This is a genomic window from Olivibacter domesticus (assembly GCF_900109575.1).
GTDB classification, from domain to species: domain Bacteria; phylum Bacteroidota; class Bacteroidia; order Sphingobacteriales; family Sphingobacteriaceae; genus Olivibacter; species Olivibacter domesticus.
The window spans coordinates 731,323-755,999 of record NZ_FOAF01000001.1; the positions used below are offsets into that span (position 1 = coordinate 731,323).

General features: G+C 43.5%; 20 protein-coding genes. 2 read left to right on the forward strand and 18 right to left on the reverse strand.

Translation table 11 applies throughout. From position 1 onward, the window contains the following. Window positions 1-12 precede the first annotated feature (12 nt). The 18 genes from BMY50_RS03060 to BMY50_RS03145 all read right to left on the reverse strand — a co-directional run bounded on the left by BMY50_RS03060 (window position 13) and on the right by BMY50_RS03145 (window position 21,547). Entirely contained in the window at window positions 13-2,451 is a 2,439-nt protein-coding gene (locus tag BMY50_RS03060) for a TraG family conjugative transposon ATPase (RefSeq protein ID WP_093318169.1), read from the reverse strand. 73 nt (window positions 2,452-2,524) lie between these two features. Next, a complete protein-coding gene (locus tag BMY50_RS03065) occupies window positions 2,525-3,199 on the reverse strand; it encodes a hypothetical protein (RefSeq protein ID WP_093318170.1) in 675 nt (224 codons plus the stop codon). 16 nt (window positions 3,200-3,215) lie between these two features. Beyond that, a complete protein-coding gene (locus BMY50_RS03070; RefSeq protein WP_139202181.1) occupies window positions 3,216-3,953 on the reverse strand; it encodes a hypothetical protein in 738 nt (245 codons plus the stop codon). 31 nt (window positions 3,954-3,984) lie between these two features. After that, window positions 3,985-4,761, reverse strand: coding sequence for a hypothetical protein (locus BMY50_RS03075; RefSeq protein ID WP_093318179.1), 777 nt, complete (start codon window positions 4,759-4,761; stop codon window positions 3,985-3,987). Between the two features lie 45 nt (window positions 4,762-4,806). Then, on the reverse strand, window positions 4,807-5,625 hold the full coding sequence (locus BMY50_RS03080; protein WP_093318181.1) for a hypothetical protein: 819 nt from the start codon (window positions 5,623-5,625) through the stop codon (window positions 4,807-4,809). A gap of 29 nt (window positions 5,626-5,654) precedes the next feature. Then, window positions 5,655-6,485, reverse strand: a complete 831-nt coding sequence (locus tag BMY50_RS03085; protein ID WP_139202182.1) for a hypothetical protein — start codon at window positions 6,483-6,485, stop codon at window positions 5,655-5,657. 8 nt (window positions 6,486-6,493) lie between these two features. Beyond that, the gene (locus BMY50_RS03090) at window positions 6,494-7,276 is read right to left on the reverse strand and encodes a hypothetical protein (protein ID WP_093318184.1); all 783 of its coding nucleotides are present in this window, start codon (window positions 7,274-7,276) and stop codon (window positions 6,494-6,496) included. Window positions 7,277-7,354: 78 nt separating this feature from the next. Continuing rightward, window positions 7,355-7,696: a DUF4133 domain-containing protein gene (locus tag BMY50_RS03095; protein ID WP_093318185.1), complete on the reverse strand. Its 342-nt coding sequence runs from the start codon at window positions 7,694-7,696 to the stop codon at window positions 7,355-7,357. A gap of 29 nt (window positions 7,697-7,725) precedes the next feature. Next, the gene (locus tag BMY50_RS03100; RefSeq protein ID WP_093318186.1) at window positions 7,726-13,257 is read right to left on the reverse strand and encodes a helicase-related protein; all 5,532 of its coding nucleotides are present in this window, start codon (window positions 13,255-13,257) and stop codon (window positions 7,726-7,728) included. A gap of 100 nt (window positions 13,258-13,357) precedes the next feature. Further along, on the reverse strand, window positions 13,358-13,801 hold the full coding sequence (locus tag BMY50_RS03105) for a hypothetical protein (protein WP_093318187.1): 444 nt from the start codon (window positions 13,799-13,801) through the stop codon (window positions 13,358-13,360). A 4-nt stretch (window positions 13,802-13,805) separates the two neighbouring features. Then, complete coding sequence (locus tag BMY50_RS03110; protein WP_093318188.1) at window positions 13,806-14,132, reverse strand: DUF4134 domain-containing protein; 327 nt, start codon at window positions 14,130-14,132, stop codon at window positions 13,806-13,808. A 235-nt stretch (window positions 14,133-14,367) separates the two neighbouring features. Beyond that, window positions 14,368-14,859: a hypothetical protein gene (locus BMY50_RS03115; RefSeq protein ID WP_093318189.1), complete on the reverse strand. Its 492-nt coding sequence runs from the start codon at window positions 14,857-14,859 to the stop codon at window positions 14,368-14,370. Between the two features lie 484 nt (window positions 14,860-15,343). Further along, window positions 15,344-16,537, reverse strand: a complete 1,194-nt coding sequence (locus tag BMY50_RS03120; RefSeq protein ID WP_093318190.1) for a hypothetical protein — start codon at window positions 16,535-16,537, stop codon at window positions 15,344-15,346. 248 nt (window positions 16,538-16,785) lie between these two features. Continuing rightward, the gene (locus BMY50_RS03125) at window positions 16,786-18,087 is read right to left on the reverse strand and encodes a hypothetical protein (RefSeq protein ID WP_093318191.1); all 1,302 of its coding nucleotides are present in this window, start codon (window positions 18,085-18,087) and stop codon (window positions 16,786-16,788) included. Window positions 18,088-18,465: 378 nt separating this feature from the next. Next, window positions 18,466-18,972, reverse strand: coding sequence for a hypothetical protein (locus BMY50_RS03130; RefSeq protein ID WP_139202183.1), 507 nt, complete (start codon window positions 18,970-18,972; stop codon window positions 18,466-18,468). A 77-nt stretch (window positions 18,973-19,049) separates the two neighbouring features. Next, window positions 19,050-19,481: a carboxypeptidase-like regulatory domain-containing protein gene (locus tag BMY50_RS03135; protein WP_093318199.1), complete on the reverse strand. Its 432-nt coding sequence runs from the start codon at window positions 19,479-19,481 to the stop codon at window positions 19,050-19,052. A 110-nt stretch (window positions 19,482-19,591) separates the two neighbouring features. Next, window positions 19,592-20,716 carry a FecR family protein gene (locus tag BMY50_RS03140; RefSeq protein WP_093318202.1) on the reverse strand — a complete coding sequence of 375 codons (1,125 nt, stop codon included), beginning with the start codon at window positions 20,714-20,716 and terminating at the stop codon, window positions 19,592-19,594. Between the two features lie 204 nt (window positions 20,717-20,920). Further along, window positions 20,921-21,547: an FISUMP domain-containing protein gene (locus BMY50_RS03145; RefSeq protein WP_093318205.1), complete on the reverse strand. Its 627-nt coding sequence runs from the start codon at window positions 21,545-21,547 to the stop codon at window positions 20,921-20,923. 474 nt (window positions 21,548-22,021) lie between these two features. On the opposite strand from BMY50_RS03145, the gene BMY50_RS03150 reads away from it, so the two are divergent. Together BMY50_RS03150 and BMY50_RS03155 are read left to right on the forward strand one after the other, a co-directional pair. Continuing rightward, entirely contained in the window at window positions 22,022-23,461 is a 1,440-nt protein-coding gene (locus tag BMY50_RS03150; RefSeq protein WP_162276515.1) for an alpha/beta hydrolase-fold protein, read from the forward strand. A gap of 123 nt (window positions 23,462-23,584) precedes the next feature. Beyond that, the gene (locus BMY50_RS03155; RefSeq protein ID WP_162276516.1) at window positions 23,585-24,655 is read left to right on the forward strand and encodes a serine hydrolase domain-containing protein; all 1,071 of its coding nucleotides are present in this window, start codon (window positions 23,585-23,587) and stop codon (window positions 24,653-24,655) included. Window positions 24,656-24,677: the final 22 nt, after the last annotated feature.

Here is a 24,677-nt window from a genome sequence, read left to right on the forward strand (position 1 = left end):
CTACGCGGTCTATTATGCCCGCTCTTTCACTAGCTCATCAATGCCTGCTTCCATACTGCCATACCGCTCGGCATATTCAAGAACCTTTACCCTTTCCTTACCATCGGTGGTAAAAGCAAAATATTCGTGCGGGGAAAGCTCATTCTTAAACACCTTGCAATGTTGTCCACCCAGGTCAATGAATACTTCCCGCTCATCCTGGTTAACCGAAAGGAGAATGGATTTTGCTTTATCTGACATTCCGAGTGTCGTCTGCAGCTTATCAAATTTGTTCATGAATTTTTTCATGCTCAATAAAATCTTGATATCCGCATTATTGATAATAGCATCCTTGATGATTTCTGAACTTACCAGGTCGTCCAGCTCTTGGGTAATCACACCCGGAATTCCATTATATTTCCTGATGGTCTTAAACGCATACTTTAAAAATTCAGCCATGCCGCTCTTAGTAATAGCTTTCCAGGCTTCATCAATAATCAGTACTTTCCGTATTCCTTTTAATTTCCGCATCTTGGAAACGAAGCTCTCTACGAGAATCAGTGTTACAACACTGAACAAAATATTGTGGTCCTTCAAATTGTCTAACTCATATACCGTAAACTGCTGATTTAACAGGTCCAGGTTTTCCGTGGCATTAAGCAGAAAATCAAATTCATTGCCCTTGTAATAGGGACGTAGCACATAGAGAAAATTATCGACATCAAAGTCTTTATCCTTTACCCGGTGGGTGATAAGGATATCCCGGTATTCCCCTTCCAGGTACTCATAAAAAGTATTAAAGCAGGGAAAAATATCTTCATTTTTAGCGAGCTTGCTATAATATCCCTGCAAAGCATTCGACAGGGCCACATATTCGGCCCGGTAAAAACTTTCATTCTCCTGCTTCCAAAGGGCCACTAACAATGATTTTAGGCTTTCCTTTTTTTCAGTATCCAAGGTCATACCATCAGCCAGATAAAAAGGATTGAAACTGATAGGGCTTTTTTCATCATAAGTGAAATAATAGCCATTAAACAGCTCGCACAACGCCCGGTAGGAACCTCCGATATCGACAATCAGGCAATGGGCACCCTGATCATAAAGACTCCGGAGGATGTGGTTTACAGTCATACTTTTACCTCCGCCACTGCTTCCCGCACAGAGCAGGCCCATATTGCTTGTCCACCCGATTTTCCTGGGCTCATCAAACATATCTATGTACACGGGCTTCCCACTGATACGATCACAAAAACGTATACCGGACTCAGGTGGGGCACTACGATAATTTGTTTCTGCATTGAGAAAGCAGGAGGCCTGTTCTGCGAACGTATCGAAACTATCATTCATCGGAAAGTCCGCTGAATTGCCGGGGATACCCGCCCAATATATCTGGGGAGCTCCAACTGTTTCTTCTTTTGCTGCAGCATCCATTTGTGCAAAGGATGCACTGGCAAGATTCTTCAACTCCTTTAATTCCTTGTCATCCCTGGACCATAACATCACATTAAAGTGCGCCTTCACCGGTAAGCGCTGCTCGCCGATAGCTTCATTCAGGAAGTCATTAGTGGCGTCTCTGGCAATGGCATTTTCCCTGCTGTAGGCCGAAAGCGACTGCAGCCGTAGGCGCTTCTTCTCCATTTGGTTAATGGTCTGCTGCCCGTCATCTATAAAAATAAACTGGTTATATAGATGATTGCAGGGTAAGAGCAAGCCAAGTGGAGTGGCAAAACCAATCGAAAATTTGGTGCGGTCTGTACTATATTTATCGTAGGTTAAACGACTACCGCAAAGATGTGGCAGGTCAATGGCATCTCCCAAACTGAATAACATGCATTGTTTATCTCCAATATGTAGTCCCCCCTCCGTACTGATATCTTTCATGAGGAATTCATCGGCCTTTTCCGAAAGGCTGCAATATTGTTCCACGACGCCCAGGGAACGCCGCTGACTCATTAATTCCTCCCCTTTAAGACGGTTCAAACGTACAAGACCGGTAGCCTCGATAATCTGCTTAAACTGCCCACAGATATCCTGAAAGTCGGTTAAGAACTCTTCCTTTAGGGTCAGCTCAGGAACAATGCTCTTACGTATAATATTGGAAAACAGACTCGTACTAATTTTTCTTCCGTCGGCCTTTTTCGTTAAAAACAAATAGCAAGAATGATCTAAAAATAAACGCCCTGCGAAATGTTTGGCGCTTGCCTTATTCAAGTAACTGGGGGTATTTCCTGTAAGCGGAGGAACATACTTTTTTTGCAAAAACCAATCCTGCTTATGAAACACTGTATGTTTCGGCAATGTCTTTAATCCTCTTATCCAGGCATGATGAAGATTATCATAGTCTTCTGTACTTAAGGTAAAAATCTCAGGCAAGTTAACCTTGTAGGCAATCGTCACATCGCCCTGCTTGCTAAGAATACAATCATGCTCTACACCGAATATCGGCAACCACTCATCCAACCACTTTTCCATCTCAACCCTTTTAAAAAATTCCCTTCTTAATTCACGATATGCTTTCTGTTAACGGTGACGTTGCATGCGACCCCTATAACCCCATTTTCTTATTCCTTTTTGCTTCAGAAGTGCCCGATATTGCTTGCTTCTCTGCCACCCATTCTGCCATGACTTTCTTACAAACAATATTAAATTCATCCTTCGGTACCTTTACACGAACGATATGCCCAGGAAGAGGAGTAGGTGGATTATTTATATCAATATCTAAAGAGACATTCCTGCACTTGGTATCATAGTAAATTTCATGCTGCCCTCCTTTATTTGGAACCATATCGGTAAATCGAATGACATTCCACTTATTATCCACATCCCTTAATCCCTTCCGCAGGGGGTCAATGTAAAATTCCGCATCGTGAATCTTCACTTTGGGTAGGGAAAGACCATCCAGCTCTATCCATACAACTTTATTCTGCTTTAACAGGATATCCATCCCTTCGGGATCTAGCTCCTGCAAGGTTCTCAACCGCACATACTCCAGATCCTTATCCCTTTCCGCCTCATCCCAACGGCCCTCATATGGCTGATTCGTCCGTTTATCAAATAGCATTTCATAATGGGTGTCGAAAATCATCATTTCATAAATACTGATGGTGTTTTTCGGATTTGACGCCTCTATAAATTCACCACTAATGGCATCTGCCAGAAACTTTACTCCGGCGATTTCTACTTCCGGTAGTTTTCTTCCTTCCACATCTTTCACTTCCATAACCTATCTCCTCATTTTATCTCACGGGGGATTGTCTTTTATTATCCTTACACACTACCTCCATTACCTCTTCCATAATAGGGTAATGGTGAAGCAGCGAAACCTCTGAAAGGCCTAATTCCCGGGCCACACCGATAGGATCAAGTTTAAATCCACTTGGAATCCTGATAAAAACCGTTTCAGGTAGAAATATGATGGACCGCTTAACATCCCTGCCAAGAACTTTTCCTGATGGTTTGTGCAAATATCCCTCATAGGAAGCCCCACCATCAACAGTCGTTAGCAAACCTAAATCAACGACCCTTTTCGGGTGTCCAACCTGTATTAATTTTTTCTTCTTCCAATCGACCATATATGGAAGGCCGTCAATAGCAACGCTAGGGAGTTTTTCGGCTAAACGATCAGCAATGGCTTTATCGAAAAATAACACGCCCCAATTATGCGCATAACTTTTCCGGTTCATCTCTTTTGCATATTCCTCATTACCCTTGAAATGAGGCGCCAGAAACTCACTCGGCAACGCTACCTGCTCATACTGTTTGCTGTTTGCCGTTGCCATACAATCAGGAAATAACCGGCCATTATCGCGGTCAAACCTGGCAAAGGCGAGTTCATTTTGCGTTTTCCATAGGCTAATAGAAAACGTATATTTCTTAGCACCTACCGATTTAAACACCCCGGCCTGCCTGTCTACCTTAAAAATATTGCCCAGTATAATAATTCGCTCATCCACCATCTCAAACCTCCTAAACACACAACTTTTATTCTTATTACCTGTTGTTTTTTTAAATATGGAATCCTTTTTTAGGCACTCGAGCTGTTGACATCCGTTTATTTTCCTCTATTAACGCTGGAATAATGGTTTCCGACAAGGGAAATACCCTGGTTGGGTAATAGGTCTGCGGAGTAGCTGATCCTTGATCCCTGAGCACGTTCTGCGGGAACTCACGATCCATAAAGAAGATATTGGGCAAAACAACTAACACCACATTCTTAGGTTCTTCCATGATGTCCGGAGGAATAATGACACGCTTCCTTTCTTCATAATCATAATAGAAAAAGCTTTTATCGACATTTCCGTCCCAACTGAACTCCCTCATGTTTATAGTAGGTCCCGCCTTATCCAGTGGTTTTAAAATTCCCGAGGGTATGTCCATTAAGTAATGGTTATCTAATATTTTCACAATAGGCACTTCATTCTCCCGCCTTGCTAAAATGGAAGCATCGAAGCGGCAATCCACGTCTCGTTCCGGAAGATCAGCAAGCGCTATCCCATATTTTGAAGACATTCCTAAAGGATCATTCTTCACCATTTCATCGAGATGTACAGCCACTACCTGGCTATCATCGGAATAAATATCTGCCGCCTGCTTCCTCTTTTTATCGTACCAGAGAAAATATCCCCCACTCGGCACATTATCAAGTTCGTGGAAGGAGATACAGTTATCTGCCTTCCCCTTCTCACGTAACTCTGAGAAAGCAACATCAACGATAAAGGCCGTTCCATGTATATCGATCTCCGGCAACCTTCTTTCTGCTTCCTCACTTTTCATCTCTTCCATAACCCCTCCTATTTACCATTCCTCTTAGCCGCCTATAAGAAGCCATTAAATATGTAAACCCCTTTTATTGATTCTATTATGGTCTTCCTCTGCAGGTATCTTCTGTTGCTGTTGCTCACGGATAAGCTGACCTATCGGTGATTGCGACAAGGGATAAATCCGACTCTCAAAATTTAGCTGTACGGGAAACCTTGAAAAAAAATCTCTATTTATACCTGGATTTCGGGAGACGAAACTGCCAATAGAATTGCTAAAAAGATCATATGGAAGGACTACCATAACTGCATTCTTAGGCGGCTCCAAGCTGTTTTCAGGAATTTTGATAGTTTGCTTATTTTCAGTATCAAAATAAAAGAAAAATTTTTCCATGTCTGGGGACCAATCTAAATCATGCTTAGCGATCATACCTCCATGCCCATCAATGGGCCTTAAGTTCTCTACGACAGTATCCACTTGATATATTTGGTCAATTATTTTAATAGCAATTCCTGTCCCATCCAGTAGCTGATCCACCAACACCCTGTCACACTTGCAATCCATATCCCGCGCAGGTAAGTCGGTAACCTTCACTCCATATTTTAACGCCATCCCTTCCGGATCAAATTTCACCATTTCCGGAACGTTAACTTCCACCTGGTGCAAGCTTCCTGAGCCCATTGCATAACTTGGAAGCAAGCAATCGCCATCCAACACAAAGCTATACCCGCCATTTGGCCGTTTATCCATATCTTCGAGAGATATGCAATTTTCAGGATGCCCTTTTTCCCTTATCTCCGAGAAGAGTACATCCACCACCAAATCCATCCTTCCGATTCTGAACGCAGGTAATTCCCTGCTTGAACCCTCTCTTATAATCTCTTCCATACACGATTCAGCTAAAACCTACTAAACCATTATAGGTGTTTTCCAGTTCTGACTCTTTGCGGTGGCATATGCTCAAATTCCGTATAGGGATCGTAAACCGTGTAAAAATTGTTGGATCTACGCTCCATTTCCTTGTAAAAATCAACCATGCTGATCTGCTGGGCGGGGAACACCCGCGCCTCATGATTGCTGTTATACGGAATCTTAATCCCCCCGTTATCCTGATCCTGTTGGGCTGAAATGACCACTGCCACAACCTGTCTCTTATCATTTGCTGACTCCCCCGGAAAATCTACCACTTCCCTTTTCCCTAAATCAAAATAGAAATGGGCCTTGGCGTCAAAATCCCAAAAATGCAACTTATCAAAAGGGATAGTCCTTTCAGGATCGGCCTTGCACCTGAATGCGTAAAATTGGTGATCGGCCAGGTAGTGCTCACCCAGTATACTGACCGTCATTGGCTCTTTTCCCAATGTGTGACTTTTATATAGCGCGGGGTGGGCTACGATCTCCTCATCATGTAGGGGAATATTCTTAACATCAACGCCCATAACCTGGGCAACACCCACGGGATCAAGTTTGACGGCTTCATCCAGCTCTACTCTTAATACCTGCTCGCTATCCCCCTCGCTAAATGAGTCCACCAACCGTCCGTCACGCCTGTCTATCCAGAATGAATATCCTTGACCATAAGGTTTTTCCATTTGACTAAAGCGAATACAATTTAGCGGATTGTCCTTCTTTCTTAGCTCTCCATAAGCAACATCCACAATAAATGTAAACTGCTCACCGATCACCATTTCTGGAAGCTGCCGCTGCCCTGCCAATTGACCTCCCAATGCTGTTTCCTCTTCCATCATCCCAATCCTTATACCCGTAATTTTTTCCTTTCCCCTGTACTCTTCTGATAGGTTGGCTCCCCGACGTTATCTTGCATTTTCTTAGCCAGTAAGGACTGGTCAATCGGATAAACCCTGGCAGCAAGGCCATGTTGCAGTGGATAATCACGCAGGGTATCAAGTTCATCCGCAAGACTTTTTCCCGGTGCTATACACGGATCTAACCATTTCCTGCTAGGCAGTACCACCATTTCTACATCTGCTGGCAGCTCGCCAGCATCCGCCGTCACCTTGATTGGCTCATTCGTTACACTATTAAGGAAGAATACCAATTTTTCTTTACCGGCAACTTCCTCACATGCTAACAGCTTAATGCTTTCCAACGCCCCACTTTGAGGTCGTAGCTCCTCATTTCTAATGTCCACACAAAATTCAATGCCTTTGATTTTAATACTTGGAAGTGTACCACCGATCCTTGCCCTTATAAGTTCCATATCACAGCGGCAATCACTATCCCTGATGGGCAAATCTTCCTTCATTATCCCATACTTGATAGCCATTCCCTCCGGGTCTAAGACCACCATCTGTTCCAGACGCACCGGTATAGTGTCCAAACTGTCCATGAAGGGTATGGTCTTTAATTGTTGATCATAATTGAAGGAGTAATGAGTACCGTGGTCCTCCATGTCCTTGAATAATATAATATTCAAAGGGTTATTTTTCTCCCGCAGTTCGGCAAAAGCAACGTCTATCACAAAAAACGTCTCACCCAACTTTATTTCCGGCAATTGCCTGCTTTCATTCTTTTCCATCCTTACTCCTTCCCTATTAAACCAAACCTCTTAGATTTTAGAACAGGACTGCCAGTGGCAGGCTCTTCATGTGCAACATTATTTCTGTCGCTTTAATATTACCTTTTTGCTGAACTCGATAAAGACCTTGCGGCTATTGCATTTTATGAGTTTGGGAACGCTTTTTTTCGCTATCGCTTTCATCATCCCGTGCTCTCCATATTTATTGCTTAGCTCATAAACCTTCACGACAAGCCCTGTACCCAATGCCCCGATCAATACCAGACAGAGGTATTGATTGACAGCCATAAAATATAAGCCTGCATAAATGATCAATAGCACCATCACCCCTCCACCCAGGTACCAGATGTATTGTGCCTTCAAACCCTTAAACTCCACTGGACGATTTACTCCTTTATTTATGCGATAAATACACGCCATCGTTTCCCCCCTTAATTGTTGAAATAAATCTATACACGCCTACTGATACGCCGGCCAACATGCTCGTCCTCGCCATTTATCGGAATGATTTTTCCGATATCGATCTCCATATCGGCAACCATCGGTACAACCGGCTTCTCTACTGGAGCCACTTCTACAGGTTCTTCTGTTGACTTCCTTTCCTGAATGCCATCCATGATTTTTGCGGAAAGTATCTGCAGCTCTTTTTTCATTTCATTCAACTCTTCCTGCTGTGGGAATGTCTTTTTAAGTAAATTTTTCAACACACCCATCCGATCCTCAAACCTCTCAACCTCCCGACTATACTTTTCAGCTAAATCAGTGGTTTTATCAATGGCATTTAAGAAAATCTTTGCAGTAAGCGTTGCACTATCTTCAAATGGTTGCCCATTATGGGTAGTATACTTTACCTCACTTCCCTCCCGTTTGGCATAGAAATAATTGAAAGGCAGCGCATTGTTAAAAAATCTGTCTCGCTCTGAAGGAATCTTACAGCCAATAAAAAGCTCAAACCCATATAAAGTTCCTAATGAACGGTCACCTTTACCATCCGGCACATATTCCTTATGCACCTGGTTCAAATACAGAGCGATGTGTTCCACATCGGTACCCTGGTACCCATAAAGGGATAAAGGATTCAGCTTCACATTATCTTTACCTCTTTGCAGGTGCTGTAGATAAACTTCTTTATCAGCGCTCACCCATTCCAGAATGTTCTTTTGCTGTTCATACTTACCTTCTATTCCTGTCAACTCCCGCATATGTTGTAGCATCTCCCGCTGATAGGCTCCGTGCAGACCTTCCAAAGACATGATCATTTTTTCCAGCCTACTTTTCTCCAACAGCGAAGTATCACCTGAAAGAATAGCGATGTATTCATTGAAGCTAACGCCTGTCTGCTCATCCATCGCACCCTCATCGATTGTCCGTCCCAACATCTTACCACTTCTCATCTGAGATATAAACAGTTGTTTGGTCTTAAGCAGGTTAAACTTATAGTTGTCCAAAGACCGCTCGGTAGCATATATAAAATTCAACACCTTATTTTCATAGTAGGCCTTGGCAATCTGGTTTCCCTGCCGGGCTCCACGGCCGTTGCGCTGGTCCAGCTCAGAAGGTTTCCATGGTATATCCAGGTGGTGCATGGCAACAATACGTTCCTGCACATTTAATCCTGTACCCGCCTTATCTGTGCTGCCAAAGAGAAAACAAATCTTCCCGGCATTCATCTGCGCAAAAAGTTCCTTCCGCTTATGACGGGGCCAGCTATGGGCAAACGTGATTTCATTAATTGGTACCCCTCGCTCCACCAGCTTTTCCAGAAGTGCATTATACAGGTTAAAACCCTTTGTACCAGGAGTACCGATATCACAGAATACAATCTGGGTACCCCTATGTTCACGTGTGCGCTGGTATATATCAAACACATTATCTGCACAGCTATTCACCTTATTGTTCGGATCGTCCCCATAGCGATAGGGATCAATCAATCGCATATCAATAGCCATTTTCTTAGCCGCATTGGTTGCTAGCAACATCCGGCTTTTATCCTCTTCTTTACTTAACGGACCACGCCCAATTAAGGTGCCATCGCCGGTTTTAGCAAACTGCATCAAGCGGTCTGTAAATTCTATCTGGGCATCGCTCGGTTTAAGATTGACCAGCTTTTCTTCTAACTGCGGTTTATCCAGATTGATGTGTGCTGCCGTTTGATAATCGGCTATCTGATTATAAAACACCTGTAATTCGGGCACCTTTATGAAAAGCCGGAACCGCTCCTTAGCGATAATTTCATTGGTGACAGAAAACTCATAATCGACTGACTTCTTTGCATAGACAGCCGCCCAGGCATCAAAATTTTCGATGTGCTGCTTCCGCATTTCGTTGGGTCGCAAGTACTTAAAAATCAAGTACATCTCTGTAAGGGAATTGGAAATAGGTGTTCCCGACAGGAAGGTGGCACATAGATCCGTACCCCTTTCCAGCTGCAGCGTGCGGATGGCAAACAATAGATTCAAGGCCTTTTGAGAGCCTTCAGGATTACCCAGTCCGGACACACGGTTATGCCGTGTAGAATAAGTGAGATTCTTGAATTTGTGCGACTCATCCACAATAAGATGATCAATGCCCATATCAGAAAAGGTGATCAGCTTATCCTTCTTTTCCTGCATGGCATGTTGAATATCCTTCAAACGGGCTGTAAGGTTATTCTTTCTTACCTCTAAACCCTTTAACACCGTCTTGGATACCCGTTCTTCTCCCAGTTGTTCAGCCGTTTCCAAATTCAGCTCCACATGATCCAGTTCATCCTGAAAAATTTGCTGTTGAACTTCAAACGATTGCTGAATTTTCATGAACTGGTCATGCGTAATGATGATACAATCGAAATTGTTGTTCTTAATTTCATGAAATAGCCGTTGCCTATTCTTTGGCGTAAAATCCTTTTCACTCGGCGCTAGTACCCGCGCATGTGGGTAGGCTTGCCGATAGGTTAAGGCAATTTCACCCACATTGGCATTGAGCGCCAGAATCATAGGCTTTTTAGCGATCCCAAAACGCCGCATTTCCTGCGCCGTTAAAATCATAGTCAACGTTTTTCCCAGCCCTACCTCATGGTCCGCTAGGCCTCCATTATTCTGCAGGAAACGCCATGTAGCATTTTTCTGTGAACTGTAGGGCGTTTCAATATTCAGTGCTTTCGTGTCGAGCCCTGGAAATGTCAGGTGACTTCCATCATATTCCCGCAGTACATAACAGTTAAAAATGCGGTTATAAAGATTCTCCAACTTCTCCTTTTCCTCTTTATTAAGCGCCGAAAGCCACTCCACAAATCCTTTACGGATCTGCTCGATTTTTTGGTGTGCCAACTGGGTGGCATCATTATCAGGCTTACGAACAGTTCCGCCATGTTCCTCAACGGCATAAGTAAAAAAAGGAGTCGTATTTTCCAGTGCATGCTCCACCAGCGTGTGTGCGTTCATCGTTTTCCCACTCTTGGGATTGATACGGAACTCCGTTTCACATTTGGAGTTGGGACGATTTATATCGACAATAAAGTTGTCAATAGAATTAAAATAATTAATCCTCACATCCGTGTCCAACAGTTCCTTTAGATATCGTTCGTAATACTCAGTGGGAATCCACCGTTCGCCAAGATTGAAGTCCAGCAATTCAAAGGGCACCTTTTCAGGCTGCGATCCCTTTATAGCTTCATAGCTTCTCCGTAATTGAATGTCTTCGGGATGTTGCTTTAACACGCTCTCAGCAAGCGATAACTTTTCCACTACATTTCCCGATAGGTACTCGTCATTCGTTTCCCAACGGTTAGTGGCTGGATTTACGTATACCTTATCCCCCAGATGCTCAATCGTGTCCTCTTCCGTTTGATTGCAGGTGCTTGCAATAAAAGGTATATCCACTCGCCCAAAACGGTTTAAGCAAACGGCCAATGCCTCTAAGGGTGAATCCAGTTGTAACGCTTCTTGAACTTCCAGAATAGGGGTCGTGACAATATCTGCTGTCACGTATTTTTCTTCTTCCCGTCTTTCAAGGGAGGAGAGCATCAACCAGCCCCAGGCTTCATCACGCTCAATTAACCGCCTGTTCTCCTTTTGGTTCATCTGACCATACCTGCTCACAAACGCCTCATATTCCTCCTGAAGTTTTTCCCTTAACTTTTCGGGCTCCTGACCACCATTAGATTGTTCACCGACCAGTGCTAGGTAGCAGCTACGTACTGATACATATTTTGCATATACGCCATAGGATTTGCCGGACACGCTGATAGGATCATAGGTTGCCTCCCCGGCGGCCGTATCGATCTGCCTTATGATGCCCACGTTACGATCGTCCACCACCAAGGTCCCTTCCTTGTAATAAGCCCTCAGCTCCTTCAGCACATTTGGGCGTTCTTTAGCCAAAGCCAGGTATTGCTCTAAGCTCCGATCTCCTTCAAACTGGTAGCTATAGGAATACTCCCGCAGCTGACCGGAAAGTGACTGCAGTTCTTCACTGAAGTTTGAAGCATGCATCCAGTTAACGGTATGGATAGGCCCGGAAACATTGGAAATCACCCTGTATAGGTAGTGGGCATTCCTTTTATTTCTAGCGGTCATCAGGATGACGGACTCATGATCTGGTCGCTCTGTAGTACGTATAATTCCTACAACCTTGGCCGAATTTTTTAAAATGATATCTTCATCTGCACGACCGATATAGTCCAAGGCCCTATTTATATTTTCGGGTTGGATGGCATCAAACAGGCCTAACTGCACATTGGCACCTAAATCCTTTTTGGCGGGCATCTCCCTAAATTCAAATAGCTTAGTCCCCTGTACAGGTACTGGTAACTGCACCGGCGCAACGAGAGGTGATTCGGTTATTTTAAACGCCTCTTTATCCAGACGCTTCATGAAGTCTCTGGCAAGAATTTCGCGTAAGGGTGCGCTGAGCTGCTCAATATTGCCGGTTTGCCAGAGCCGAACATGCGCCTGCCCATATTGGTTCTTTCCATCCTCTACCACATCTCCTAGCAGCAGTTGCGGATGATCGGCCCTATACTTATTCAGTGTAAACTCACCAAATTCATTTTCGAGCATGGTGGTCTGTAATAGCAGTTCTTCATCTTTAGAAAGCCCGGATTTACTGCTATCCTTTTGCACGATAAGCAACTCAGTCGGAGCCTCCGTGTTACCGGTCTCTTTCATCAGGTTGTCCGGAAGAACTGTCAGGCTTACAAAATTGGTTCGCTCAAAAAGATAACGGCGCACCTTTTCATTGCCCGGACTATTCAAAAATCCATCCGTAGTTAAATAAATCAGCAGCCCCCCATCACGCACTTTATCTATCCCTTTTACAAAGAAATAATTATGAATGCGCTCACTAAGGGACTTGTCTTTAATAGCTGGATCGAATACCCTGATGTTGCCGAAAGGAATGTTGCTGGTGATGATATCAAATTTGCCATTCTCCTCATTGGACGTTTCCTCGAATCCCCCAAACTTGATGTTGCAGGCTATTTCAGGAGGATAGGACGATGTAATGCAATGGAGGATCATTGCCGTCAGGTAATCTTTTTCTACACCGGTAACTTTTTCTATAGATGGAAAAGCCTTAATGGCTTCATCCATAAAAATCCCCACTCCGGCACTGGGCTCATAAATAGCTGTTGGATGAATATGCGCTTCCTTGAGGCTGCTAAATACAGCGGCTGGTAAAAATGCAGGCGTATAAAAGGAAGTGAGCACGCTTTGCTGCATGGATTCCACCACCGCCTTCGGGAATTCTACATGTTGGTTGATCAACTGGAACAATCGCTGCACATCATCATATAGCTGCATGTCTGCTGCTATGGCTCCCTTAGATGACCAGGCCTCCCTACTGCCTTCACCAAATAAAACTGCCTTGATCCCGCCGAAACCTGCATAACGACGGAGAGCTTCCAACTGTTCTGCTGTAAATACCTGTCCCTGCTGCTGATTAAACGCTATCTCCAGGGCGGTAATATTGTCTTTTAGTTTTGACGAGGCACTGTATCCCATAACCCACCTTTCACATCCTTACTCCTGCCAAAAATCCCGGCACACGGGCAGCACACATCACCTACCCCCCAATTCTCACCCGTGGCCGGGATAACCTCTTTTATTCCGTTGATTGCCCTTCCAGGTATGCGGCTAACTGCCCTGTAATGGCATACCTGATCATGCGATCATCCTCATTCTCTTCTGAAAATAACAACTGCTCGAATATCGGCTCACAAGCTTCCATCATGTTCAACACCTCATAAGTCAATACCCCGGATTCTCGCATTGACTCAGCCCGCCCTCCAAAATCGTCTTCCAAAATATTCCGTATATAATGGAACCGTGAGGGTCGAAGCTCTCTTGTTAGCTCCTGAAGGCATATACGCCGAATTTCACTTTCTTGCATCCCCTGCTGCGCATACGATGCCACCATTGGCATAATGCCTTCTACCTTATCGTCCAGGTATTTTCGTACACTGTAATTTTCCTGAAGGTTGAACATAACCTCTGGATTATATTCTACTATATAATCCCAGAATAGCTCGATAATCTGTTTTTTCATATCTTTATGTTATTCCAAAAAACGACTTGATGACGGTAGCCACGATGACCAGGAAAACACAGCTTCCGAACCACGCCGCTGCCACTTTGGACGTATCCGGGTCGCCGCTGTTCCATTTTTGAAAGACCTTGATCGCACCGATCAACCCCAAAATTCCACCGACAGCATACATCAGATTTGTTCCATCCGAAAAATAACCCCTTACCTCTGTATTAGCTTTCTGGATGCCCTGCTTACCGTCACCATACGCTAACAATGTCAGTCCTAAAAGTAACAGAGTATATGCCACCTTCAGGCAACTCTGCATTAAATTCCCACCACACTTTTCCATATCTCACTCTTATTATCTGCACCTTTAGGGCTATCCTTACTCCCTTCCCCTGGATGGGGAAGGAAGCGGATAGCTTGCCGCCATCACCGATTTCAACCATCATACCCTACTTATCAGCTCCAAAGCGGGAAATGGGACGGGGGCTAATCTCTCTATCAAACAAAAACATTTGGATCTTTCGGTCCCAGGACCCCGCCCCTTGGAGGGGCAGGGCTGGAAACCGGGGCACTACTCATCACCACAGCTCATCTACCTCTTCCTCCTTCAACACCACAGTGCCCTTTCCTTTACATTCAGTCGCTACAAATTCATTGATGGCCTCGCGGAAAGCAAGCTGATTGACCGAGGGATATTTTGCAAAGACTTCCTTTATCAACTTAAGCAGGACATCTTTACCCATCTTATTCCTTTGTGTATGTCCAATGACAACCTTTAAATCTGCAATAACCATTTCTACATCCTTAAAGGAATCCTCCGGTACCTCTTCCTGCGTGAAAGGTTCTTCCTCCTGCTCACTGGTCGCCTGTGGAATAACGGTGCGCTCCGCGTCCTCACTATAAGCAGGTGCGCTGGCGGCGCTTACATCGCTTGTGTTGTTCCTGCCTCCGAGCATCAAAGCCTTTGCTTCCCGCCTATAAAATCTCACTCCCACTACCAAGTAGTAAACTACCAACCCGATTCCTATAGCAAGGAAATAATCTGACCATGAATAATGCGCTAATACCATAATGATTCTTTTTCTTTCAATTCATTCGGACTCCTTTTCCCGGAACCACAATGCAAAGAAACGGCAATAGGCAACGCTCGTAAAGATCAAAAAGAGGCCTAAAATAGGGCCTTAGAAAAGGCACAGCTTTTTGGGGCCTTTGTCAGTGCCAACCCCTTTTTTGTAAACAACTGTAGTAGATGAGCGCAGGATAACTGCCTTTTTCACGCCCAAGACCTAAGCAAGCGCTCTATTAGGACGGCAAAGGCACAACTTTCTGGGGCCCCTTTGGTGCCCCTACCTGTTTTCCTTCCGCAAAACCATTCATGTAATGGTAAGTACCTTTATACACGGCTGTTTTAGCGTGGGGCATTTTCTATCAAACCCGGTTTTTCGCTATTATAGGCTGGTACAAGGAAAAAGAAAGGGCATAAAAGAAGGCACAATAATTATTGTGCCTTCTTTTATGCCTCACGCTAAGTGATAGGGAATACCATCTTAGTGCCTAATATGATCTTACCTTTTTAATCATATGTTCCAGCATTTCTACCACCACCTCCTTATCGCCCTCCTCTGCAACATAGGCCTTGGTGCGCATGTTGTCCCAGGATGGATTGTCCTTATGAAGAGTTGCGATAAAGGGAACAATCGCTTTGAATACGGACCGCATGGACCGCCCTACCAGTACGCGTAACTCATCAGCTGCTCGAAGCAATAAACCTATCTGGTCGGAGGACAGGGCAACGGTCACCTTGAATTTTCGCGCATCATAGTGCTCAATAGACTTGGCATCCGGTAGAGGCGCAAATTCCACTAACCTGTTTTCCCGATAGGTGATTTCGTTGGTCACATACTGGTTGCAGTATTCGCGTATACTGGGATAAGAGGGATTGTAGGTTGATCCAGGTTTTGCAGGTATCTGTAATAAGCGTTTTTGCTCAAACTTCAGAAACTCCAACTGATCCGATTCTGTTTTATACTGTTTCACCAACATATCCAGTGTGGTAGTGAAATACTCAATGGTGGCCTTACTGTTCAGGTCCCAATAAATGAGCAGTTCATTCAATACAGGGCATTTTGTCATGCCAACCCCCTTCTCCATATCAACCTCTTCAATATCCTTGATCATCTCCAAGGTGAAATTTAGATCATAGGCCGTAATGGCAACACGCCGATCAATACGGCTGATAAAATCGTCCAGGTATTCACGAACAATATAAACAGGAGCCTCCCCGTGTATACCACCCGAGAGCTTGCGCATAACAAAATCCAGCTTCCCGGCGATCTCTTCACGCACCTGCGCCAGCCGTGTGATGGGTACCCATATTTCGCCGGTGAGAAAAAAGGAAAACTCTTCCTGAAAATAGTGCAGGATCTCCTGTAGCTGGCTCGCTAGAAATTCTTTCAACCGGTGTATAAGACTGGCTCCGGTCTGGTACTGATAATCGTGATTCTTTCCGATAAGCACAACCAGGGCATTGTGGTATTTTTTTACGAGCAACTGACTCTCCTGTTCGGTATTCAATGCGAACACCTGGTCCTTCACCTCATATAGTATCCTGCGCTTCTCTTCCATCACCCGGTGTTTTACCCGTTCAATATATTCATTGCTTAAGATCATAGGGGCCACCGCTTCCGGGTGCATTTCATTGGAAATAATTTCATCCAATCCTCGGTAAACATAATTTGATTTTTTCATAACCGTTTTCGTAGTAATCACTACGCATATGAAGCAGGGAAAAGAGTGGGGAAATGGGGTAACGTTACTGCTCTTGTTCCTACTCTGCTCCTATGCCTGATTAAATAAATAGACATATTCATGGAAACTTGTAGTCCAGAACAACGGTTATGACAAATATAATCATTACTCTTGCAGATTCGCAAGTATTAAAATCAAATTAACGTGGATGCCTACACGGATTGTTTTTCATTTGCATGTGGCGTTATTTAATATCCTTCCACCGTTTTAATGGCCTCTTTGAAAAGGTCCCTAACATACGTAAGATCCTGATGTTCCGGTGAAGAGGCCTTTGAACCCTTCAGAAATTTTTCAATGGAGGCAATTGCCCGCTGGAAAACATCAACAACAACCACGATGTCCCGATGCTCCGGTGAAGAGGCTTTGGAACGCATATTGTCCCAGGAAGGATGCTCCCGTTGTAAACTTGATATTAAAGAACCGTACTTACGGAATACAGCGCGTCGTGAGCGGGCGCGGAAAATACCCAGCTCATGGGCTACCCTAAAAATAATCCCAATCTGATCTGATGAAAGCGCTACCTCCACCTTTTGATCGGAAGGTTGGAATGGTTCTTTTTCTAGCTCCACCTCTCCCACTTCCTCCCTGCTAAGAGGAGCAAAACCCCTGATCTTCCTTTCAAGATTCTCAATTTCAAAACAGGTGTAATCCAGAAAATACGCGCGTAAACTTGGATAAGCAGGATTAAATATATAGTCTGACTTTTCACTTATCTGTTGCAGCTTGACGAGCTCCACTTTATAAAACTCTAATTGCTCCTGGTCCGTCTTAAGGCTGGCTAAGAGCTGGTCTTTACCGCTCAGGAAATAGTCTATCGTTTCCTGTATATTCAAATTCCAATGAATCAGTAACTCATTTAATTGGGGACAACCGTTAATGCTCATCGCGCTGCTGAGACCATCTAGGTCCTGCAACATTTCTAAGGTGTATTGCACCTGATGGGCGGTAATCACTTCTCGATTGCTGATCTGCCCTGCAAAACCGCGCAGAAACCGCACAATAACTTTAATCGCCCCTACCTCATGGCCTTGACTTATCAGCCGCTCTTCCATCGTCTCCACCTTATCCAATATTTTCTCCCGAATAGGCAACAGACTCCTTAAAGGTAATCGCTGCCTGTTCTTTAAAAATAGCCCGTATTCCTTATCAAAATTCGTTCTGATCTCATCCAGTTGCTTCTCCAGCACCTCCACAAGCAGCCTGCCATCACCGGGTATTTCTCTCCACTGATCTTTATAATCGTGAAGGGTATCCATCAGGTGAACCAGTGAGTTGTAATAATTCAGCAGCAGCATCCTGGCTTGCTTTTCTTTCTTTGCCATCATCATCTGGTCTTTGATCAGCAGCACTGCCTTTCGTTTCTGCTGCTGAACAGCGTCATGCAATTCCTGCATCCTGCCCATAGATAGCGTCAGCGGATCAAGGTGCCTTGGGTGAAAATCATTCAAAATAAGATTATTAAACCACCCCAATGCGTTAATAGGCTTCATGTAACAACATTTTTGACGTGATGAGGATGGGCTAAATGGGACGAGCAGTGATTAGCTGATCATTTCTGAAAAAATGGTGGATTGTTGGGTTCTATGATAGGTCGCTATTCCGTGCTTAATGACTTTATTTTGAGCTGGGTTATAATTTAATAATACAAATGTATTAAAAAGGACAATATCATCCTTTGCTGGTGTTAATTTTATTTAAGAATTCCTTTCCATAACTGGCATGGTTTTCTCAGCCTTGCGCCCATGATCAAGTAGTAAACAATTGACAAACAACAGTTTGTTGTATATGTCTGCCTTGCTTTAAAAGCCCCTAAGTCCCGGCTAGGCCAGGGGACCGTTAAGACCTAGCTGCGGAACAGGTATAGGTCGTCATTCATACTCCTGGATCGTATGCTCACTTTTTATAGCTATACGGAAAGGGATTTCCTTTACCGGTAGACACTTCTTTTGATCACCGGCGACAAACTTTATCGTACCTGAAACACTTAAAGGATGCTGCTCAGAAAGCATTTTTATCGTGACGATAAAATAGGCCAGCCTTTCATAATAAAATTTCATAATACCAAATTTTCCATGCTGCCCCGTAATCTTGTTCCCTACTTCTATCGTTGAACCCTGCTTTTTGACCTGCCAAACATTATTGAAACAGATAACCGTCGCTAGATTGCTCTCCGTCTGAATGGCACTATAAATATGCCAGCCTCCTATGATCTTGGCGCGAAAATATATGTTATATTCTGTTGCTGATCTCCGTTTGATTCCATAGGACCAGGATACGGGTTCCGATAGCTGTTGCCTGTTAAATAGTGGGATAAATATTAAACTCATAAAGACTGATAGAATACTATATAATACATAGACGATGGTATTTTTCATAAATTCTGTTATTAATATACCCCTTTAGCCTTCGGGTATATGCATTGCCGGAGCAACCGCACAGCACTATAACCGGGTTACTCGTCAGCAATTAAGATGATCTCTAAATAGGTCTGTCTACCTATTACCAGCTCCCGGCTTTCAAAACCGTTGTGGCTTATCTCTATCGAAAAGCCCGGTGGAATAGTGGCTAACGTAAATTCCCCCTTTTTGCCGGTAAGGGTAGAAACCGTTGAGCCCGATACGCGCACGAGGCTACCACAGAGTCCTCTTCCGCTGCTATCTCTTACAGTACCTCTAATGGCCCACTGCTGCCCGTTGTTTACCGAACTGCTCCAATCGTACTTCCTCAATTTTCTGCTTGGATCTACCTTCGCCCCTGCCGGTACTACGCTAAAAAATAGGACGAAGAGGACAAGCAGTGAAGTCCAGCTACTGCCCGGATAAATATTTGTTGCATTTTTGAAAAATAAGGGCCTTTGTTCCTGTATGGGAATATTTCGCTTCATTGTTTGAAATAGGGGATTCTAGGTGCTATTGTTGATTGAAATGATTGGTCTCTAAGCCAATACTCTGGGTAAGGTTACCCAGAGTAAAGCCAAACCATTTTTTTGAGAAACTATTGCTTATTGGTGACGACTACGGACCTCCTTTCTTTGTTAATAGTAAAGTGTACTTTATTGCCACTTGCTAGTTCCAGCCAGTGCAGTATTTTTGATAACTTCAATTCCCGGCTCAACTCTCCATAAAATTCCAATTTCGGAAGATGCTGGTACTCCATCTTCACATCATACCACCTTTCCAGTTCCCTCAGAATAGTTTTTAGCTCCACCTGGTTGAACATAAAAATACCCTCTTTCCAGGCAGTAACTTCGTTCAAGTCGGCCTTTTTAACTACGTATTGGTGCTTTGATAAAACCGCTTGGTCTCCTGGATGTAACAACGTCCAATGCTGCCCGTACTCTTTTAACTGCAGCTTCCCATTTACCAGTGTTGTTACCTGCTTCTCGCCCAGGTAGCCAAACACATTAAAGGCTGTCCCCAATACCTGCAGCTGCTGCCCTCCCACCTCCACCATAAATGGTTTCTCCGGCTGCGCCTTCACATCAAAATAGGCCTCCCCCGAAAGCACCACCCGTCTTTCCTTATCAGAAAAACGGGCAGAGAACCTGAGTGTGCTTCCGGCATTTACAAACACATGCGAACTATCCTGCAACACCACCTGATATTGCCCACCTTTAGGAGTAGTAAGGGTATGGTAAATATGCGTGTTTGGCCTGTTGCGGGTATCTTTGACCGTGTAACGGATCTTTCCATTCTCTTCTTTGGTAATCTGAACGCCCTCTGCAGTTACAGTCCCACCAATAACCATCGTGGCAAGATCAATATCCTCACCAGAAGCGAACGTCAATGTTGCCCGCCCCTCAGCGGGCGCTATATCCTGCATCCTGCCACCGGTGTCTTCACGTACCAAGGGCATCTGTACCAGATAATAATAGGCAAAAGAACCCGTGAAAAGTAAAAGCAACATAATGGCCGCGATCCGCATTGGGTAACTGCTACGCTTTTCTTTATTAATAGTATTCCACAGCTGCTTTCCTACAGCAGTGTAATCGATCTCCCCACTTTGTCCACCCATCGCATGCAGGTGCAGGTAATAGCTTTCCACTATCGCCCGCTCCCTCGCTGTACAACGGCCAGCAACATACCTTCTTATAAGTTCTTTGACAAAATTAGGTTCCATCTCCCGATATCTTTTTGGATGCTTTGATGTTAAGACGGTAAAGGAAACAAGTAGTGGTAGAGGAAATGGAAAAAAATTCCGCTATCCTATAAATATGTGATTTTATAGTTTTTCATGCACCTTGAATTTATGGTGCCCCATGGAAACAATGCCATCCTTTGGATACAGCAGGTATTACAGGTTAATGATTTATCACTGCTCTTTCTATTTTACAATATCACAGATGCAGCGTACGGAGATTGCTATTTGCTTTTGACCATCCTGATGGCGATTCAGTATTTTACCATTTTTGCCAAAGTTATAAAGCCAGGCGTTGGCTGCATCGCTTTCCGTAGCCGTCCAATAAAATCCATGGGCATCCACACGGGCATAGCTGCCAGCAACAGCATCACGACTACCGCCATATACCGCATTAAATGCCGCCTTACCGCCATTTATAAGCGCCTGATAGGCAGCTTTTCCACCATCTTCCGAATCATCGCGTACGCCGCCATACCACTTGGCCATTTTTTGCCATTCTTCATTCGTTGGCAAACGCCAGCCTGCGCCTAATAATTTACATCCTGCCTGTGCCGCCTGCCAGGTATATAATCGGCCGTATGAATTATTTTTCTGTTCTGCTTTTTCATAACCATAAGATCCGTGGATATTGATGTTCAGGTTAGCCGTCATCCATATTTTGTTATCCGGCATGCGTTTGATGGTGTAGCTACAGCCGTCCTTGTCACGCAAGGTGTTGTTTTGCGCTTGGCCATTAGCCCCATAATGGATAAAAAAAGAGCAAAGGACAATAGCACGTAACGTTGCCTGCATGTTTACACCATTCTTCATATTATTCCACAATCATGTACACGAATTTAAAAATTTTATTCAGTTATTGAATAGTCTGCAATTTCCAGCCAGTTAGCTTTTCGTTATTCGAGAAACAATGATAAAGATACTAAAATTTGCCTTCATATAAAACGCAACCGCAGCTTGTAATCATCATCATAAACAGTAAGGGCTGCCATAATTAATGGCAGATTAATAAACAGGAGAAATCGGAACGAAAGAAACAGTGTTATGTCCGAATCCGCACAATAGGTGTTTGAAAACGTACACCGTATAATTGGGGAAATCTCGCTTAGATAGGCTATAAGGCATTTGTCTGAGTGGCAGATTTTTTGTGTCGATGAGCTGGGACAACTCATATCGGTGAATAAGTTCTCAAATTATTTTATTTTTCCCAATCATTTTATGACAAGATATTTTCTGTTAACCACCCTGTACATAAGCATTTCGTCACTGGCTTTTGCACAAAAAAAAATGGAAGAAAGCCTATATTCCACTTACCTGGGTGATACCGTCCGTTACGATGTATGGCTACCTGAAAACTGGTCCGCGTCCCGTAAATTTACCACGATTTATTCCTTCAGCTATGGAGCAAGCGACGCAGAATTCACCGCACAAGAAATACGTTATCTTAATAAAAATCATATATCGCATACGCCACCAACCTTAGTCGTAAACATAAAGGCTGATATGGATAGAATGGGATATAATTACGAAACAGGAGGGTTGACCCAAAGAGGACTGAAAATGTTGGAATGCATTGAAAAAGAAATCATTCCCTCTATGGAGCACAAGTATAAAGCATCTACGTTTAGAACTTATATGGGACAGTCTTACGGTGCCAGCTATGGAAATTACTTATTTCTAAATCACCCAGAATTGTTTTCCGGCTATATTATAATATCTCCCGAACGCCTGAGCCCATCCCAACCCCCATTTGATATAACAGCTAAGCTTGCTCAGTTTTATGGGAAGAGAACAACTTTTTATTTTTTAGCCGCTGGCGCATTTGATATGGAGAGAAGGACGCAATACACTGGGGAAATAGCTGACCTGGTAAAACGACTGGACAGCGTAAAATTTAACTTTCAATATCATCATTTAGCTGAAGCCGGGCATAATAATTCAACAGCCATGGCCTTGCCCTTGGCCCTCGATTTTATTTACAGGGAGTATAATTCCTATACGGAATCACAAACTGCAGGAAAGTTTTCTGCCGCATTACAAAAATATCAAGAAAAAGTAAACGCGGTTTATGGAATATCGGTAGACAGAAACGCTTACCAAGTATATCAACCATTTTTATCCCACCTTTGGCAGCAAAAAGATACCACAGGGATGCTTGAGGCAATCGATTTTTTTATTACAAAGGAAAGTGGTGGCCGGCAAATCCGCGATTTTGCCTACTCTTGCTCCATAGTGGGGCTTGCAGAAAAATCAATGGAGCTTTATAAGAAAGCGATAAACAAAATGCTAATAGAAGAAATGTCAACCGACCGGGGACCATCTACCCTGATTACCTGTTATCGAGAATTGGCAATGAATATCTCAAAGGATCATCCACGCGAAGGCTGGGATTTACTTCAAAAAGCGCTGGCAGTAACCATTCGGCACAAGGGAAGTATTTACATTGATCATTATCCTGACATTTACTTTTATCTGGGGCAATTTGCTGCGGAGAATAACTATAAAGTTAAGGAGGGATTAAACTATTTACTGTGTTATGCAAATGAGAGAAAGGACCTGGTGAATATCATTCATTTTGACTTTGATAAGATCTATTCTACTATTGGCAAATCGTACCTATTGCTAAAGGACGAAAAAAAAGCAAAATCGTATTTAGAAATGGCAATTGATCTAAATCCGGAAAATATTACAGCAAAAGAACTATTAAATAAATTATCCGACGATTAGAGATTACAATATCCAGTGGAGGGAAGATCGTTTGTGAGTTATCAAAATTAGATGCATGTGAAAACCGGTTCTATAAAAGAACATTTTTGTTCTCTCAAGTCATTCATAACTATAATTAACCCTATGCCGAGAAAAAATATCCTGCTGCTAAGCTGTTTATTGATTTCTTTTGGCCTAGCCCCGTCTTATGCCCAAACAGGTAAATCGCTGAATAGTATGACAACAGCCATCCAACATGGAAGATACCCCAACGTGGATGGTATAGTTATATCCCGACACCGTAAAATTGTCTACGAGGGATATTTTAACCGGTTTACCAGTGATAGCCTTCATGACAGCCGCTCTTCCTTCAAATCCATCACCGGAATACTCGTGGGTATCGCTATTGATAAAGGATTTATTAAAAGTGTCAATGACAAAGTTTATTCCTACTTCCCTGAATATAAAAACTATAAAAATAAGGATAGTAGAAAAGAGCACATGACCATTCGGCATCTCTTAGAAAATAAATCCGGTTTCGACTGTGAGGAATGGAACAATACCAAAAATTGTGAGGATGAAATGAGCTTATCCCAGGATTGGTTGAAATTCTCACTAGGGCTTCCCATGGCGCATACTCCCGGAACACACTGGGCATATACGTCCATAAATACGATGATACTTGGCGGCATCATAGCGAATGCATCAAACATGACCCTCTCCCAGTTTGCTGAAAAATTTCTTTTCAATCCTTTGGGAATTAAAAAGTACCGCTGGACAAAAGATCCATCGGGGCATGAAATGACTGCAGGTTCCTTTTATATCCTACCTATTGACATGGCAAAAATTGGCGAATTGATATTAAATAATGGCGCTTGGAAGGGGCGTCAAATCGTTTCCGGCAAATGGATCAAGGAGGCAACCAGGCCCCTAACAAGAATTGAGAATTATTCTTTTGTCGCCATTTCCAAAGCTGCTTCAGCCAATCCCCAACCAACTTATTACGGCTATACATGGTACAGGGAAGAAATACGGACCGATACTTTCAGCTATCCCGTAACTTTTGCTTCGGGCAACGGAGGCCAATATATCCTGGTGATAGCCGATTTAGATTTGGTAGTTGTCTTTACGGGCAATAGTTATAATTCCAGTAGATCAAAGCTACCTTTTGAAATGCTGGTAAAATATATATTGCCCTATTTTGATCGGAAATAATGAAGAGGATAAATTCATTAGC

Excerpts from the sequence above, each read along its gene's own strand:
- BMY50_RS03060 (WP_093318169.1), bottom strand. The coding sequence starts at position 2,451 with ATGGAAAAGTGGTTGGATGAGTGGTTGCCGATATTCGGTGTAGAGCAT.
- BMY50_RS03065 (WP_093318170.1), bottom strand. The coding sequence starts at position 3,199 with ATGGAAGTGAAAGATGTGGAAGGAAGAAAACTACCGGAAGTAGAAATC.
- BMY50_RS03075 (WP_093318179.1), bottom strand. The coding sequence starts at position 4,761 with ATGGAAGAGATGAAAAGTGAGGAAGCAGAAAGAAGGTTGCCGGAGATC.
- BMY50_RS03080 (WP_093318181.1), bottom strand. The coding sequence starts at position 5,625 with ATGGAAGAGATTATAAGAGAGGGTTCAAGCAGGGAATTACCTGCGTTC.
- BMY50_RS03085 (WP_139202182.1), bottom strand. The coding sequence starts at position 6,485 with ATGATGGAAGAGGAAACAGCATTGGGAGGTCAATTGGCAGGGCAGCGG.
- BMY50_RS03090 (WP_093318184.1), bottom strand. The coding sequence starts at position 7,276 with ATGGAAAAGAATGAAAGCAGGCAATTGCCGGAAATAAAGTTGGGTGAG.
- BMY50_RS03095 (WP_093318185.1), bottom strand. The coding sequence starts at position 7,696 with ATGGCGTGTATTTATCGCATAAATAAAGGAGTAAATCGTCCAGTGGAG.
- BMY50_RS03100 (WP_093318186.1), bottom strand. The coding sequence starts at position 13,257 with ATGGGATACAGTGCCTCGTCAAAACTAAAAGACAATATTACCGCCCTG.
- BMY50_RS03105 (WP_093318187.1), bottom strand. The coding sequence starts at position 13,801 with ATGAAAAAACAGATTATCGAGCTATTCTGGGATTATATAGTAGAATAT.
- BMY50_RS03110 (WP_093318188.1), bottom strand. The coding sequence starts at position 14,132 with ATGGAAAAGTGTGGTGGGAATTTAATGCAGAGTTGCCTGAAGGTGGCA.
- BMY50_RS03115 (WP_093318189.1), bottom strand. The coding sequence starts at position 14,859 with ATGGTATTAGCGCATTATTCATGGTCAGATTATTTCCTTGCTATAGGA.
- BMY50_RS03120 (WP_093318190.1), bottom strand. The coding sequence starts at position 16,537 with ATGAAAAAATCAAATTATGTTTACCGAGGATTGGATGAAATTATTTCC.
- BMY50_RS03125 (WP_093318191.1), bottom strand. The coding sequence starts at position 18,087 with ATGAAGCCTATTAACGCATTGGGGTGGTTTAATAATCTTATTTTGAAT.
- BMY50_RS03130 (WP_139202183.1), bottom strand. The coding sequence starts at position 18,972 with ATGAAAAATACCATCGTCTATGTATTATATAGTATTCTATCAGTCTTT.
- BMY50_RS03135 (WP_093318199.1), bottom strand. The coding sequence starts at position 19,481 with ATGAAGCGAAATATTCCCATACAGGAACAAAGGCCCTTATTTTTCAAA.
- BMY50_RS03140 (WP_093318202.1), bottom strand. The coding sequence starts at position 20,716 with ATGGAACCTAATTTTGTCAAAGAACTTATAAGAAGGTATGTTGCTGGC.
- BMY50_RS03145 (WP_093318205.1), bottom strand. The coding sequence starts at position 21,547 with ATGAAGAATGGTGTAAACATGCAGGCAACGTTACGTGCTATTGTCCTT.
- BMY50_RS03150 (WP_162276515.1), top strand. The coding sequence starts at position 22,022 with ATGGAAGAAAGCCTATATTCCACTTACCTGGGTGATACCGTCCGTTAC.
- BMY50_RS03155 (WP_162276516.1), top strand. The coding sequence starts at position 23,585 with ATGCCGAGAAAAAATATCCTGCTGCTAAGCTGTTTATTGATTTCTTTT.